This is a genomic window from Ramlibacter sp. (genome assembly GCA_019635435.1).
Classification (GTDB): Bacteria; Pseudomonadota; Gammaproteobacteria; order Burkholderiales; family Burkholderiaceae_C; genus JAHBZM01.
Window position 1 is genome coordinate 274,646 of record JAHBZM010000001.1, and the last position, 16,098, is coordinate 290,743.

The following is a 16,098-nucleotide window of genomic DNA, read 5'->3' on the forward strand; positions in this document are numbered from 1 at the left end:
GACCTTGAAATTGTGGTGCTCTGCCCCTCTTTGCCTATGAGGCTTTTGGGCGGGAGAAGAATTCTACGGGGCGGGCTTCTTTTTGCTGGACTTCTTGGGAACTACACTAGTGCAGCGGAGAGAGAACAGGTCAGGTCAAGCCAAGGCCAATACCCCCGTTTGCCACAATGATCCCTCGCGAACTTTGGTTATTTCTCGTTCGGATATTTCGGATAGAAAACTGCGTTCGGCGGCGGACAACTTTGGATGATGTAGCCTGCCCCTGCATAGAAATCAGGGTCGAACAATTCAATACCAAGTTGCCCACAGTACCGCTCCACCATTTCGAACGTGAGCCGGTCCTTGATTTTTCTTGCCTGGTATTTTTCAACCTCTTCAAATGCCAACCGATCGCCATGCTCGCCAAACTCCCACCGGCCTTCTTTGTGCGCGACTACCGATCGAGTCGGACATTCATACATGATTCCGTGCCGTGTCACTTTCTCCGTCGCTCGACGACCGTCACGAAGTACGAACTGGACTGATCCGGGCTGCCCCGCCGGAACGTCATCAACCAGAATGACTGTTAGCGTGCGTATTTTTAGTTTTCCTGCCAAGTAGCTGGGGGCAGAATGCGCATCCCCACCGCGAAAACCATTCGGAATATACGCAGCCCAACTAGATTTCGTGCCTGAAACCAGATCTTTGCTACTGCGCACCGAAGTCAAGGGTAGCAGCGCATCCAATTTGCTTGCCAAGGTACCTTGTATGAATTGCTTCTTCACTTGCCAAGATGATTCCCACATCTTCGTGATTTCATCTTTCCAAACAAACAATGCCTCTGCGAACTCGGCAGCTGGCATTTCAACAAAAGCCATCTGGGTCGTCACGGGCGCGTACCGCCTGAGAAAAAATTCTGAATTTCGCATCGATTAGTTCACCGTCCGTAGAATCACAATTGCATTTGGATCGTTACTCAATGTCCGTGTCGCATGACCAGTTGCACGCGTTGACGAAGTTGTGTCGTATTCAATTGTGATGCGCCGACCATTCGGCAAGGTGGCTTGCACGTCGGGACGGCAAATACCGACTCGACAAACCGCACTATCAACTTGCTGCTGATTTACTCGAATATCGGTGGCGTTGATGCTTTTTAGGTAATCTACATCAGCTTGCATAGCGGCGTTTTGTGTTGAGCTATTCCCAACCGTTCGGCCTAGAGAATCCCTCACAGGAGGCGCTACCGGGTTAACGTTAATGTCCTGCGGCAGCCTAGTTCCTGCTGCGGTTCCATTGCCAACAATAACTTCATCGCCGGGACCAGCAATCTCTCTGATAACGTTCCGTTCAATTGGTGCAAGACTTTCTAACGTCACCCCACCCCTTGCCCCAAGCGCTTCTCCGCTTGCAGTAGCCCTGATTCCGCCAGCAATAACCAACTCACCCGAAGCGCGGGTCGCCGTTATCACCGCGCGCGTTATGCGAATCACGCCTCCGGCCACCCCGAAAACCAGCAAGGCCACATCGTCAGGCCCCAGCCCGGGCTCAAGAATCTGCGCCTTTCCCAACGCGGTTGTCCTCGCTCGTTCCAGCGTTGCGCTATCGCATTGAGCTGGCGGCGTACAACCCAGCGCGCGCAGCTCGTTGTTGATCGCGTTGACCAGCGTTTGGCAACTAGTGCCAACACAGTTTTCAACCAGCGTCGCGAGCTGTACATCACGGGTTTGATCCAGATTGTTGAGTTCGGCAACACGGCGGCAAGCCGGGTTGTTGGCGTCTTGCGCGGCATAGCAGGCTTCGCGCGAACCTTTGAGCTCCAGTCGCTCTGGCTGGCTGAGGTAGTTATTAACTGTCGCATTCACTCCGGTGATGGCCCCGGCGGTTCCACCCGCCGCCGCGCCGATCGCGGTTCCCAATCCGGCAATGACGATTTGCTTCAAACCCAGAGGCAGGTCCGCATCGGCCAGGGCATCCCCAATCGTGGGGATCACGGTCTGGCTCACCCCCGCACCGACGGCGCCCGCCGTGCCGCCAGTCAGTGCCCCGATGACCATGTGGCCCGCCACGCGGCAGGGGCCGCTTTCCTTCCAGCAGGCCTTCTCCTCGGGCGTGGTGGCTTTGCGCTCCTGTTCGCTGGCAAAGTTGGCCCAGGCGGTGATCACCGCCGGCGCCGCTGCCTGCGTGATGGCCACGCCCGCGTTCATGCTGTCGCGCACGGCAGCGGCATCAAAGATGGGCTTGAGGCCTGTTTCCTGGTCGCCGGTTCGGGCCGCGGTGTTGCCCGCCACACCGGAGATGGCCGCCTGGGTGGTGCTGGCGGCGTTGCCGCTGTCGTTGCCGAAGCCGCCCGCGCCGATGGGCTTGCCGCCAATGACCTTGTTGTCCGCATCCTTGAGCGGATTGCCGGCCATGTCATGGGGCGCGCCGGAGTAGCCCACGGTCAGGCTGGCCGCATTGGCGTTGTAGTTGGCGCTGTTCTGAATGTCGGTGGTGGTCAGCGTGCCGCCCGTGGCAAAAGCATTGGCGCCAGCTTGCACCGCGGCGTCGGTGCTGGTGATGGCGCCACCTTTCAAGTCGGTATTGCCAGCCACGCTGACCGTGAAGCCGCCGTCGCCTGCGCGGATGCCGCTTTGCTCCCCCACGCTTTGATAGTTGCTGTTGATGTTGGATTTGCCGCCGCTGACGCTCACGCTGGAGGCCCCCGCGCAGATGGGCGGCGGGCAGATGGTGACGCCAAAGCCGCTGCTGCTTTGCTTTTCGTCGAACTTGGCGGTGTCTTGCAGACTTTCGATGCTGAGATTGCCGCCAATCACCGCTGTGACTGTGTGGGCCGCCACCACCGCGCCTTGCAACGTAGTGTCTCCACCGCTTTGGATGTGAACTGCATTGCCTGCCGTGACCTGAGTGTTCACATGGGTCACATCGCTGCCGTCTGAATTTCCCCGGCTGCTGCTGGCGCTGGCGCTGAAGCTGACACCGTTGGTCTGGGCACCAAAATTGATGCCTACCCCGATGCTGGCGGAGCTACCCGTGTTCTGGGTGTGCTGCTCGCTGGTGTCTTGCGCGGCCAACAGGTTCACTTTGCCGTCAGCCAGCAGGTTGGCGGTGCCGCCCGCACTGATCTGGCTGCCGCGCACCGTCAGGTCGCTTGCATCGCCTCTGCCTTGGGCTGCAATGGTGACATTGCCACCCGCGGCTACGGTCGACCCCGCCGAAGTGTCGCTGTGCCCTTGAGAGTTGCTTTGGCTCTTTTGTGTGCCCAGGCTGATGTTGATGCCGATGCCCCCGACATGGGTCGGATCCTGGTTCAGGGCCCCCACGGCTTTGTCCACGGCGTCCACCGAAGCGGCGACAGCCAGCGCCTGCATGCGGGCGTCCTTGCTCTTGCCCGCCTGTTCGGTCATGCTGCCCACGGTCTGCACAGCGCTCAGAATGGGATTGCTGACAGTGACCGCGATGCCCGTTTGCTTGAACTTCTGCTCGGTCTCGCTGCTGGCGGTTTCCCGCGCTTCAGTGATGCTCACGGTCTTGGCCGTGATGTCGATGTTGCCTTGCGGGGTCATCACATCGCTGCCCACCTGGGTGTAGGTGTTGCCGGCACTGATGCTGACGTTGCCGCTCAGGCTGCCCACGGTGCTGGCTGCCGCATGGGTGGCAGTGTTGTCTGCTTCATTGGACAGCTCGCGCTTGCCAAAGCTCAAACCACCCAGGGCACCAAAGCCGCTCTTTTTCTCTTCAAAGAAGCTGCTGCTGGTCAGGGTTTCCGTGGCCGCCGAAAGGTTCACGTCGCGGCCCGCGCTCAACGTGGTTTGCGTGTCGCTGACCACGCCCGAGCCCCGGATGTTGATGTCTGTGCCAGCGTCCAGGATCACGGCCCGGCCACTGACAGTGCTGCCTTCGGCCAGGGTGGCCTGGCTGGCACTGTCGCGCTGCAGGCTCTGGCTGGACAGGAAGCCCTTGCTGGCGCTGAAATATTCATTATCGGTACTGTGCTCGGTCGTGGCGTTTTGCAGGGCAATGTTGCCGCTGGCGGTCAAGGTGGCGGCGCCTTCATCGGCGCTGACGAGGGCGCCGGTGGCCTTGATGTCTCCACCCGTGGCCGTCAGGCTGAGGTTGTTGCCCGCCGTGAAGCTGCCCCCCGTCAGCGTTTCGTCGGCCTTGGCTACACGTTCGTAGGTCCTCTTGCTGACACCCTGCTGGTCAATGCTCAGGCTGTCCTTGACGGCTTCGATGCTGATGTTCTGCGCGGTGACGCTCAGGTTGGTGGTGGCGTTGACGTTGGTGCCCTTGAAGGCTGCATCACCGGTGGCCACCAGGGTCACGGTGTTGCCGCTCAAGCTGCTGAGTTGCTGGGTGGTGCTGGCCACCTCGTAGTGCCCGGTGCGCCCCTGCGTGGTGCCGCCGGCCCCGCCCAGCGGGATGTTCAGCGTGTAGCCGGTTTGCACGGCGTCGCTGGTGATGTTGCCGCCTGCGCTGATGTTCAGGTTGCCGCTGGCGTTGACGCTGGCGCCTTGCAGGTTGATGTTGCCCAATGCAGCCAGCGTGACGCTGCCAGCGCTGACGGTGGCCACGCGGTCCACGTTGGTGCGGGTGCCTGTGCTTTCGCCGTTGGGGCCTTCGATGCTGGCGGTGCTGGTCTGCACGGTGGTGCGCAACAGGATGTCGCGCGCATTCAGGCTGATGCTGCTGGCGTTGCCCAGGCCCTGGATGACGCCGCCGGTGTTGTCCAGGGTCTGCGTGGCGCTCACGCTGATGACGTTGCCGCCCAGGGTGCCGCTGTTGCTGACGTTCTGGCCTTCCAGCGTGAGCTTGCCGTTGCCGGCGGCGGCGCTGCCGTTGGCAATGATGGTGCCGGTGTTGGTGATATTGGACCCCGGGCTGCGCAGGGTGACGTTGCTGCCGGCGATCAGGGCCCCGGTGGGGCTGAGGTCGCCGGCCACGGGCCGGCGCAGGTACACGGTGGGCACCAGCGCCAGCGTGGTGCTGCCGTCGGGCAGGGTGACGATTTTGGTTTCGAGCCAGACGATGTCGGTGGTCAGCGCGGCCATCTGTTCGGCGGTCAGGGCCACGCCGGGGGTGAGGTGGTAGGTCTGCGCAAACAGCACGCCGGCGTCCAGCAGGGCCTGGTATTCGTCCTCGGTGGAGGTGTAGTCGCCCAGGAAGCGGCGCCCGGTCAGCGCGAGGATCTGGTCGTCAATCAGGCGCTGCTCGGCAAAGCCGTCGCCATAGCGCTTGAGGGTGCGCTCGGGGTCCAGGTTGAGCTGGGTCAGGAAGTAGTCGGAGCTGACCCAGTTGCGGTAGTTGGTGAAGGCCGGGTCGGTTTCCACCAGGTAGCGCGCACCGGGCTGGGTGTTCAGGCGGAACAGCTGGTTGTTGGGCGCGCGCACGGCGCCACTCACGGTCACGGTGGTGTAGCCAGCGGCCTTGACCATGGCAGGCGCCACTTGCCTTGCGTTGGTGTTGACCGTGGCGGCCGGGGCCGGCAGCGCGGTAACGGCCGCTGCAAAGTTGGTCAGCGAGGTGGTGATGGCGGCCAGCTGGCCCGCGCGCACGCCTCCGGCGATCACGCTGCCGGGCAGGGCCGCTTGCGGCGCGGCGCTCAGGCTCGCGGTGATGGCGCCGGTGCCGGTGGGGGTGGTGCCCCCACCCGCGTTGACGGTGGTGTTGCCTGTGACCGGGCTATTGCCCGAACCGGTGGTGATCCCTGCCGGGCCACCGGGCCCGCCTGCGGTGACCGTGCCCGCGCCTGCCGGCGTGTTGCCCGTGCCCGGGGTAACAGTGGCCGTGCCTCCCGCCGGGGCGTTGCCGCCCCCCGCCGTGACGGCGCCGCCACCCGTGACCTGCGCACCGGTGACCTGGGTGGTGCCCTGCGGCTGGCCCGCAGCGGTGGCGTCCACCTGCACCGCGCCGCCCGCGCCCGCCGTGGCATTGCCACCCTGGATCGCACCCGTGGTGCCGCCCGCCGTATTGGCACTGCGCGCGCCGCTGGTGCCGGCGCCAATGCTGCCGGGCACCACCGCCGTGGCGCCACCCACCGGCGTGCTGGTGCCGCCAGCGATCGGGGCGTTGGGGCTGCCACTGCTCTCAAACTGGAGGATGGGCAGGTCAAAGCTGGTCGTCACAGCGGCGTCAGGAATGGGCTGTGGCGCGCTGATGTCGCGGCTGTAGCTGTCGCTGAACCCGCCGTGGTAGACGCGGTGATTGAACACCATGGTGCCGGTGGTCGCGGTCTCCCGCGTGCCCTTGCTGGCCAGGTTTTGCAGCGCGCCGCCGTTCAGGTTGCCACCAGCCACGATGATGCTGTCGGTGTTGGTGCCGCCACCGATGCTGATGTTGCCGCCCGCAAGCACGGTGCCCGGGTTGCTCGCTGTCACCTTGGTCTCGGTGATGGTTTGGCCGGTGACCGTGGTTTCATACCAGTCGATCAGGGTGCGCGTGTTCAGGTCGGCATTGAAGGCGGTGATGGCCGTGCCAAGCTGCGTGTAAGAGGTGGCGGTGGCGGTGTTGTAGGCGTCGACACTGGTCCAGTAGGCACCGCAGGCGCCGGTGGTGTCCCGCACAAAAGAACCATCTTCCCCGCCAGTGAACACCATGCAGTCGCCGCCGGGTGAGGTGGGCGGAGTGCCCGGGGCGGTTACGTGCATCAGCGCCCAGATCGGGTCCGTGGTGGTGTAGGCGTAGTTGCACACGTAGCTGCCACCTTCGCCGCCCACGCCGTCAAACCCGCATTGCACGGCTGCGGGCTTGGGGTTGCCGCCAAAGGTGCCCAGCGGGTAGGTGGTGCTGGGCAGCACGTAATGGCCGCCGCTGTGGTCCACCCAGACCAGATCGGTCGCCTTGTACTTGGTGGTGTCACCGCTGGGTGTGATGTACAGGCCATCTGCCGGTTCAGTGCGGCTTTGCGTGGCGGTGCTGAAGCCGGCGTTGGAGTTGGTCAGCGCGCCGGTGATGGTCAGGTTGCGCAGGGCGTTGAGGGTGGAGCCCTGATTGAGCGCGCTGCCGTTGATCTGGAGGTTGCCCAGGCTCATGACCAGTGCACCGTTGGTGTTGTTCAGCGTGCCGTTGACGGTCACGTCGCCGCTGCGCGAAGCGATGACGGCGCTGCCGCCCGCGCCAATGCTGTTGTTGGTGGTGCCGCTGATGGCGATGCTGTCGCCATAGATGCGCCCGGTGTTGTTCAGCGTGCCGGCGGTGATGCTGGTCTGCCCGGCCGTGCTGTTGATCAGGCCCGCGTTGTTGATGGTGCCGCTGGTGGTGAGCGTGGTGACCCGCGAGTCGATGACGGCACCGGCCTGGTTGTCGATGCCGCTGGCGCTCAGGCTCAGGTTGTTCTGGGCACTCACATGGCCCTGGTTGGTGTAGCTGCCGGTGGTGGTGATGCTCAGGTCGCCATTGGCGCTCACGGTGCCGCTGTTGGTGTAGTTGCCCTGCAGTTGCAGTTGCAGGGCTCCATTGCTGGCCAGCACACCGTCGGCGCTGAACTGGGGCACCAGCAGGCTCAGGCGCTGCTGTGCGTCGGCGCGGCCGCCGGTGTTGGTCATGGACGGCGTGTCGATGGTGAGCACGCTGCCCGCGATCTGGCCCTGCGCGTTGTTGAGGCTGCTGGTGGCACGCACGGTGGTGTCGCCCAGGCCCACGATCGCGCCATTGGTGTTGTTGATCGTGCCGGCGGTGATGGTGGCGTTGCGCCCGGCCAGCAGGCCGGTGGTGTAGGCTCCGTTTTTGGTGTTGCTGTTGTCGATGGCCGTGGCGGTGACGTTCAGGTCGCGCGCGGCATAGACGGTGCCCGCGTTGCTGTTGTTCAGCGTGCCGGCGTTCACCGTCAGGTCGGCGCCGCTCAAAATGCTGCCGCCCTGGTTGTTCAGGGTGCCGCTGGTGGTGACCGAGCTGCTGCCCAGGCCCAGCAACGTGCCACCCTGGTTGTTGATGCTGGTGGACTGGGTGATGTTCAGGCCGCCATTGGCGCCGATGTAGCCGGCCTGGTTGTTGATGTCGCCGGCGGCGATGGTGATGGCGCCCTGGCTGACGATGCCGCGCGTGCTGCCGCTGTTGGTATTGGTGAGGCTGTTGCCCTGGGTGTTGATGCTGATGCCGCCCGTGCCGGATTCGATCACGCCCGCGTCGTTGTTCAGCGCCAGCGTGGTCATGGCCACCGAGTTGCTGCCCGAGATCACGCCCCCGCTGTTCAGCACCGCGCCGCCAATGGTCACGTTCTGGCCCGTCACCAGCCCGCCGGTGTTGGTCAGCGTGCCGCTGCCGGCGTGGGCCGTGGCGCTGGTGGCGCCCGAGATCGTGCCCGACTGGTTGTTGATGCCATTGGCCGTGACACTGGCGGCACCGGTGTTGGCAATGAGTTTGCCGCCCGTGTTGTTGACCGCGCCGCTCAGGCTGGCCGTGAGGTTGCGGCCGGCGGCAATGGTGTTGCCCGCGTTGTCCAGGCTGCCACCGCTCAGGCTGACATCAAGGGCCGCGCTCACGGTGCCGGTGGCGTTGTCGATGACGGCACCGCTCACGCTGGCCGAGCCCTGCGTGCTGTAGATCTGGCCGCTGGCGTTGTTCAACATGCCGGTGCCAGCCGCCGCGGTCACCGTGCCATTGGCCGCGATCACGCCGCCCTGGTTGTTCAGGCCGTTGCCGCTGGCGCTGAGGGTACCGGTGGCCTGCAAGGTGCCGCCCTGGTTGTTGAGCAGGCCATTGCCGGCATCCAGAGTCAGGTTGCGCGCGGCGACCTGTTGGCCCGCCGTGCTGATGCCCTGGGCATGCACCGTGAGGTCGCGGCCAAACTGGTACTGCAGGCCAGCGGCGCCAAAGTCAAAGTTGGCGCCGTTGCCCAGCGTCAGATCGCGCCCGGCCAGGGCCTGTGCACCGGTGGTGGCGCCTGCGCCGGTACCGGTGGCCACGAGGTCGCGTCCGGCCAGCAGGCTGGCGTTGCTGATGTTCAGCGCGCCATTGCTCGCCACCACGCTGACATCGCCCGGGCTGGTGAGGCTGGCACGGGTGGCGTCGATGCTCGCGCCCGCGATGGCGACCGAGGTGTTGGCCGAGACCGTGGCATCCGTGAGGCCGACGGCGCCGCCCGACAGCGCCACGGACTGGTTGGCCAGCCATTGGCTGCCTGCCGCGTTGAACGCGCCGGTGCCCGCGTTGACCGTGATGGCCCCTGCTGCCTGCACAGTGGCCCGGTTGGCGTCCAGGCTCGTCGCCTGCGCATCCAGGGTGCCGCCGGCGGTCAGGTTGGCGTCGTTCAACTGCGCCGCGCCCGCGCGCAGCGTCATGCCCGCACCGCTCGCAAAAGTGGACCCGTTGGCGGTGAGCGCGCCACCCTGGGTGTTCAGGTCCAGCGCGCCGCCGGCCAGCACGCTGCCGGCCGCGTTGGTGTAGGAGGTGACGGCAAGCGTGGCATTGCCCGTCTGCGCGCTGATCTGCCCCTGGCTGTTGGTGAGCGCACCTGCGGCCAGATCAAGCTGCCCCCCGGCCAGCAGTTGCCCGCCGTTGTTGCCTACGGAGCCGGTAGCGGTGATGGCCAGGTTGTTGCTGGCTTGCACGGTACCGTTGGTGTTGGTCAGGCCGCCGGCGCCCACTACCAGGGTGGTGTTGCGGTTGCCCGCCACCAGGGCCGCCGTGTTGTCCACGCCGCTCGCGTTGACCGCAAGGTCACGCCCGGCCACCAGGCGCGCTTGCCCATTGAGCAAGGCGCCTGTGGCGTTGATCCGCAGGTCGTTGCCCGCCAGGATTTCGGAGCGGCTGTTGTCAACCGGCCCGTTGGCAGTCAGCGTCAGGTCGGTGGCGGCGTTGATCACGCTGCCTGCGTCGGTGCTGTTGACGCGGCTGTTGAGCAACTCGCCGGTGGTCAGTGTCAGGCTGGACTGGGCGCTTCGGATGGTGCCGCGCGTGTTGTCGGTGCGGGTGGCGGCGTTGGCCTGTGCCGCGTCCACCACCAAAGCGCCGTTGGAGGCGATGGTGCCATCCACATTGTTCAGGCCGGTGGCGCGAACCGTGGCCGCACCCACCGCCACCAGGCTGCCCGCCGCATTGGACAGCGCGGCCGCACCGGCGTTGGCGCTCAGGTCCGCGCCGGAGGCGATGGTCCCGCCGTCGTTGTTGAGCCCCTGGCCCTGCAGGGTGAGCGCGGTTGCGGTGCTGGCACTGGCCACCAAGCGGCCCGCAGCGTTGTTCAGCAAACCGCTGCCAGCGCTGAGGTTGAGGGTCTGGCCATCCACGCTGGCGTGGTTCAGATCGAGCCCCTGGGTGGCGGCGATGGCGGCGTTCCCACCTGCGGCGATGCTGGCCTGGCCCGCTGTCACCGCACCAGCCGAAGTCACGCTGAGGTTGCCCAGCACGTTGATGCGTGCCTGGCTGGCCTGCAGGTCGGCGGTGGTCAGCGTGGTGTTGCCGCCACTGGTCACGGTGGCGTTGCTCAGCGTGGTGGCGCCTGCGGTCAGCGTGAGGGACTGGCCGCTTTGCAGCGTGCCGCCGGTGCTGTCGGTCGCGGCGTTCGCGTTGGCCTGGACGGTGTTGACGGTGAGGTCGCCGTTGGCGGCGATGGTGCCGCCGCGGTTGTTCAGCCCGGTGGAGCGCAGGTCGGCCGCGCCCATGGCCTGGATGCTGCCGCTGGTGTTGGTGACGTTGCCGGTGCTGGCGTTGATGCTCAGGCCCGAGCCCGAGGCAATGGTGCCGGCGTCGTTGTTCAGGCCCTGGCTTTGCAGGCTCAGCGCGGTGCCGGTACTGGCCGTGGCAATCAGGCTGCCGGCGCTGTTGTTGAGCACGCCGCTGCCGGCATTGAGGTTGATCGTCTGCGCGCTGACGTTGCCGTGGTTGACGTCAATGCCCTGGGCCGCCGTGATGGCGGCGTTGCCGCCCGCTGCCAGGGCCACCTGGTCGGCCGTGACCGCGCCGCTGGAGGTGGCGCTGAAGTTGCCCAGCACGTTGATGCGCGCCTGGCTGGCCTGCAGGTCGCCGGTGGTCAGCGTGGTGTTGCCGCCGCTGGTGAGGGTGGCGTTGCTCAGCGTGGTGTTGCCCGCGGTCAGCGTGAGGGACTGGCCGCTCTGCAGGGTGCCGCCGGTGCTGTCGGTGGCGGCACTCGCATTGGCCTGGGCCGCGTTGACGGTCAGGTTGCCGTTGGCGGCAAGGGTGCCGGCCCGGTTGTCCAGGCCTGTGGAGCGGATGTCGGCTGCGCCTACGGCCAGAATGCGGCCCGCCGCATTGCTGAGGGTACCCGCCCCGGCATTGAGGCTCAGGTCGGCATTGGACGCGATGGTGCCGCCATCATTGACCAGGCCCTGCCCCTGAAGCATGACGGCCGTGCCTGTGGTGGCACTGGCCACAAGGCTGCCCGCCGCGTTGTTCAGCACCCCGTTGCCGGCGCTCAGCTGGAGGGTCTGCGCGCTGACGCTGGCCTGACGCAGGTCCACGCCCTGCGTGGCCGTGATGCTGGCCTGGCCGCCGGCCGCGATCGAGGCGCGGTCAGCCGTCACCGCGCCGTTGGCCGTGGCATTGAACTGGCCCTGGGTATTGATTTGCACCTGGCTGGCCTGCAGGTCGCCGGTGGCCAGCGTGGTGTTGCCACCACTGGTGAGGGTGGACGCCGTGAGCGTGGTGGTGCCGACGGTCAGGGCAATGTTCTGCGCAGCCAGCAACTGGGCGTTGCTCAAGGTGGTCGCGCCCGCCGTCAGCGCAAGGCTGCCCTGCGTGCTCATCAGCTTGCTGTTGTCACCCGTGAAGGCGCCGCCCTGGGTGTTGACGCTGACATTGCCGTCGGAAGCCAGCAGCCCGTTGGCGTTGTTCACCGCGCCGCCACTGAGGGCCAGCCCGGCCAGCGCCACCACGCGGCCGCCCTGGTTGTTGAAGTTCTGCAGCTGGGCGTTCAGGGCGCCCGTGGTCTCGATCACCCCGCCGGCGTTCGACAGGCTGGACAGCGGGCCAGTGGGCGCGCCCATGGTCAGCACATCGCGCGTGCTGATGCGCCCCTGGTCATTGACCACCTGGCCGGCACTGGCGATGAGATTGATCGCGCCATTGGCGTCCAGCGTGCCACTCTGGTTGTCGAGCGAGGCGCCCGTCAGGCTCGCCTGGCCGCCCGCGACGATCCGGCCCGCGTTGTTGGTGATCGCTCCCTGGGTGGCGATGGAAACGTTGGTGCCTGCATGGGTGAGCGCCTGCGAAAGATCGACCGCACCAGTGGCGGTGATGGCAATGCCCTGGCCGGCCAGCAGGCCCGTGGTGGGCGTGGCGCCGGCCGGTGTGCTGCCTGCCAGGTTGATATTCGCGGCGTTGAGGCTGATGCCGCCGTTCTGGCTTTGCACCAGCGCGTTGGGTGCGGCCAGGTCACCGGCGCCCGCGTTGAGCGTGACCTGGCTCACGGCCCCGACGGTTGAGCCACTGGCGGCGATGCCGGTGGCCACCACGCTGGCCGTGTCGCCAGCCTGCAGCGAGGCATTGTTCAGCGTGGCCATGCCGGCCGAAGCAGTCACGTCCGCCCGGCCGCCCGCTGACAAGCTGGCGCCGGTCGCGGCCACCGTGGAGCCCGAAATCGCCAGTCGCTGGTTGGCCGTGAGAGTTGCGGCGTCGGCCGCGAGGGCCGCGCCGGCCTGGACGGTCAGCCCCTGAAGTGCCGAGAGGTTCGCCCCGCCCATGTCGATGGCGCCGCCTGAATTCAGCGCGGCGCCGGCACCTGCGGCGACCGTCGCACCGGCCGCCAGCATGCTGCCGCCCGTGATCTGGATGTCGCCCGCCTGCGGGCCTTGCGCCTTGAGGGTGGCCTGGCGGATGTCCAGCACGCCCGAGGCGTTGAGGCCCAGGGTTTCGCCGGCCAGGACCGTGGCGCCCTGCGCATCGATGTCGGCCGCAGCGGCAGAGAGCCGGCCTTCGGTGGCCAGCGTCGCGCCCCCGGCAGACAGGCGCTGGGTCACCAGCACATCGAGCTCGCGGGCGCCGCTGAGGCGGCCGCCCGTGGTGTCCAGCGTGGTGGCCTGCAGGCGGGCCGCGCCGCCCGCGCCAATGGTGCCGCCAGCGTTGCCCAGGGCGCCGGCCTGCAGCGTCACGTCGCCGCCGGCCACCAGCCGGCCAGCGGTGTTGTCCAGCGCCAGCCCCGCGGTGTTGATGGTCAGGTGGCCCTGGGTCTGGAGGGTTCCGCCGTTGTTGTCCAGCGCAACGCCCTGGATGTTCAGGGAGCTGGCGGTGGACAGCGTGCCGTTGCGGTTCAGGAGCTGGCTGGCCTGCATCTGCAGATCGCCGGTGACCAGGATCCTGCCGCCGGTGTTGTTGATGGCCAGGCCGCCCGCGTTCAGGCTGGCGTCGGCCGCTGAGGCCAACGTGCCCCCCGCATTGTTGATGCCAGTGGCCGTGACGTTCAGGGCCGCGCCGCTGGTGGCCGTGGCGCTGATCTGGCCGCCCGCGTTGCTCAGTGCGCCGGTGCCGGCGTTCAGTGTGACGGTCTGGCCGCTCACCTGGGCGTTGTCGGTGACGACGCCCAGGCCCTGGGCCGAGACGTTACCCCCGGCCAGCAGCGCGCCGCCGGCCACATTGAGCGCGCCCTGGCTGGTGGCGGTCAGGTTGCCTTGCGTTGACCAGTGGCCCCCCGTGATGCTGCTGCCCGTGACCTGCAGGTTGCCGTTGCTGGCCAGGTCGGCGCCCGTGGCCTGCACGGCGCCGGCCGCAATGACCAGTTGGCCGCCGGCGCCCACGTGGGCAGTGCCCAGATTGGCTTCGCCGCTGGTGGTGAGGTTCATGGCACCGGCGCTGCCCAGTGTGGCGCCCGCGGCCTGCAAGGTGTTGGCGGTGATGCTCATCGCGCCGCCAGCCACCAGGCCGCCAGCGCGGGTGTCCACCATGCCGGCGTTGACCGTGAGGCCGGCGCCCGCCACGACGTGGCCGCCGGCGTTGCGCAGGTCGGCGCTGCCGCTGTCCAGGCTCACCGAGCCACCGGCCTGAAGCAAGCCGGCCGTGTTGTTGATGGTCTGGCCCGGTGTGGTCACCGTGAGGCTGCCGGTGGTGACGATGGCGCCCTGGCTGTTGTCCAGCGCGGTGCTGGCGATGTTGAGGTCGCTTTGCGTGTAAAGGACGCCGCCCTTGTTGGTCAGCCCGCCCAGGTTGTTCAGCGTGCCCGACGTGCCGGCAACCAGGCCGTTTGTGTTGTCCAGCAAGCCGCCGCGCGCATCCAGCGTGAGGCCGCCGTTGGCATGCAGTTCACCGCCCTGGTTGTTGATGGCGGTGGCCTGGACCGACAGCGCGTCAGCGGCCGTGGCACTGGCCTGAACCCTGCCGCCCTGGTTGTTGAGCGCGCCACTGCCGGCGTCGATGGCAATCTTGCCGGCCGCGACCGTGGCCCCGGCGGTATGGATGCCCTGGCCCTGCAAGGCCACCCGCTGGCCCGCGATGAACTGGCTGCCATCCAGACGGATCTCCCCCGTCGAGTTGACGCTGGCGGTCACCACCGCCGTCATCGTGGCCGACCGCAGGTCGACCCGGGTGCCCTGCACGGTCAGCGAGGCGTTGCTGCCGATGTCCGACGCATCGGCGGTGACGGCCCCGGCACTGGTGATTTGCACATCGCCCACAGCGCCGATCCGCGCACGGTCCAGCGCAACCCCGGCGCCGCTCAGGCGGGTCTGGCCATTGGCCTGCACCGTGGTGCCCGTCACGTCCAGCTGGCCCGTGGCGCCCAGGCTGATGTTGCCACCCGCATTCATGCTGCCGTTGGTGGCACTCAGCGTCTGGGCCTGCGCTGCGATGTTGCCGTTGGCCGCCAGTTGCTGCCCCGCCAGCTGCAGCTGCGTAGCCGAGAGTTGCAAAGATCCACCCGCCACCAGCTGGCCCGCGGTGGAGCCGCTGCCACTCACCGCACCGGCCTGGATGGCCAGGTCGCCGGGCGTATAGATCTGGCCCGTGTTCTGCAGGCCACCCGGGAGCGTCAGCGTCAGGTTCTGGCCGGGTGCGGTCTGCGCGATGCTGCCGCTGTTGTCCAGGCGCGGCGTGTCGAGTTGCAGCGCGGGCGCCTGCAGGGCGCCCCGGTTGACCAGTTGCGTGGGGGCTTCAATCCGGGCCGTGGCGTCGGCCAGGGTCTGGCCGTCCAGCGTGACCGTGCCTGCGGACTTGAGGCCCAGGTCCCTGGCTGCGTAGCTGTCTTTCAGGGTCAGGTCGCCATTGGCGGACAGCACCAGGTTGCCCTGCAAGGCCGCGATCCGGCCGGTGCTGTTGACGCCCAGGCCCCTGTCGGTGGCCACCATGTAGATCTGGTTGGCGTACATGCCGCCAAGCTGCTTGATGTCCACCGCGAACAGCGGCGCGCCTGCGGGCGAAGCACCCCCGGCCACGGCCTGCAGCGTGCCGTACAGCACCTGGTTGGCGCCGGCAATCACATTCAGGTTGCGGGCCCAGACTTCGCCCTCGATCACCAGGCCGCGCGCGATCAGGTCGAGCTGCTCCTGTTCCGCCGCGTTGAGGCCGGCGGCGCCAACGCTCAGGTTACCCGACGCATCAAAACCCTCGATGGCGCCGCCCGCGCCCAGGCGCACCTGCCCGGCCGCCAGCGTGGTGCGACCGGCGGTGTTGAGGAAGCCACAACCGTCGCAGCTGATGCCGTTCGGGTTGGCAATGACAATGTCGGCGCGCTGCCCGGCCACCTCGATGGTGCCGCGCAGCTGGCTGGCATCGGGGCCGACCACTTCATTGAGGATGATGCGCGCCGGCGTCAGGCCCAGCTGCAGGTTGCCGGTGATCCAGCCGCCCTGCTGGGTCTGGACGCTGGTGTTGCTGTTGTTGAGGATCAGGCCGTTGCCCGGCACGTTGAACTGCTGGTACTGGTTGCGGCTGACCCCTGCCGCGCTGGGCGGGGCAATGTGCACGATGGGCACGCCATTGGCCGCCGCGTCGATCAGGGGTTTCTGGCCCGCCACCGCGCCCGGCGCGGCCGTGACCTGCGCCCACGCCGGTCCGGCAGCCGCCAGGGTCTGGACCAGGTACACGCCGATGAAAGCCCGCGCCACCCGCTTGAGCCAGACCCGCCCTGAAGGCGCCGCGGGCAGCGGCTGCTGCATCTGCTGCTGCAACGCATGGTCCAGCGCGGTCAACCGCTGCGCTTGCGTCTGCAGGGAGGCTTGGGTGCTCAGGTTCATGGCGGTT

Annotated in this window: 2 protein-coding genes; both read right to left on the reverse strand. The window is 67.1% G+C overall.

Annotated features, from left to right (window positions below):
• Positions 1–188: 188 nt before the first annotated feature.
• Positions 189–869, reverse strand: coding sequence for a hypothetical protein (locus KF796_01350; protein MBX3585258.1), 681 nt, complete (start codon positions 867–869; stop codon positions 189–191).
• Positions 870–911: 42 nt separating this feature from the next.
• Complete coding sequence (locus KF796_01355) at positions 912–16,091, reverse strand: hemagglutinin repeat-containing protein (GenBank protein ID MBX3585259.1); 15,180 nt, start codon at positions 16,089–16,091, stop codon at positions 912–914.
• Positions 16,092–16,098 lie beyond the last annotated feature (7 nt).

Bases quoted from the DNA above. Each gene is read 5' to 3' on its own strand.
- KF796_01355 (MBX3585259.1), bottom strand. From the start codon at position 16,091: ATGAACCTGAGCACCCAAGCCTCCCTGCAGACGCAAGCGCAGCGGTTG.